The organism is Xenorhabdus thuongxuanensis (genome assembly GCF_001908095.1).
Lineage (GTDB): Bacteria > Pseudomonadota > Gammaproteobacteria > Enterobacterales > Enterobacteriaceae > Xenorhabdus > Xenorhabdus thuongxuanensis.
This window is the reverse complement of the sequence record NZ_MKGR01000105.1, coordinates 1-662: the sequence shown is the minus strand read 5'-3', so window position 1 is coordinate 662 and position 662 is coordinate 1. Positions and strand designations below refer to the sequence as shown.

Genomic DNA, 662 nt, shown 5'->3' with positions numbered 1-662 from the left:
ACTGCTCGATAAACAGCATCCGTTCCTGGGCAAACGATAAGGGATAATGTTCCAGCGCAAGGCGAGGGATAACCGTGCAGGTTTGTTGCCCCATATGGGCGACCAGACCGGCGATGGTTTTAAGTTCAAACAGTTGCGTCAGTGACACGTCCATTGCCAGAGACTGGCGAATAGCTGCCGTCAGCTTAATTGCTGTCAGGGAATTGCCGCCAATACGGAAGAAGTTATCTTCAATACCAATGCTCTCCAGCCCCAATACTTCCTGCCAGAGGGCACATAACCGGGTTTCTAAGGCATTGCGGGGCGCTATATAACTGTCGCGGTTTCCCCATACCGGCGCCGGCAGGGCACGGCGATCCCGTTTACCGTTGAGGGTTAACGGTACAGATTCAAGGCGGGTAAAGCTGGCGGGCAGCATATAATCTGGCAAGCGGGACGATAAATATTTTATCAGGGTATCATCGGATAACACACCATCGGTGACCAGATACGCGACCAGCACTTGATTGCCTTTGTGTTCGTGGTCAATCACCACCGCCTGTTTGACTTGCGGATGTGAAGTCAGGGCGTTTTCGATTTCTCCCAGCTCAATGCGGTAGCCGCGGATTTTAACCTGAAAGTCATTACGTCCCAGATATTCCAGCTCCCCATTCGGCAGCCAG

The 662-nt window shown here is 52.4% G+C and carries 1 protein-coding gene; it reads right to left on the bottom strand.

Annotated elements, in window-relative coordinates; genetic code table 11:
* The coding region (locus Xentx_RS18255; RefSeq protein ID WP_208607613.1) for a phosphopantetheine-binding protein at positions 1 to 662 on the bottom strand (662 nt) is incomplete at both ends.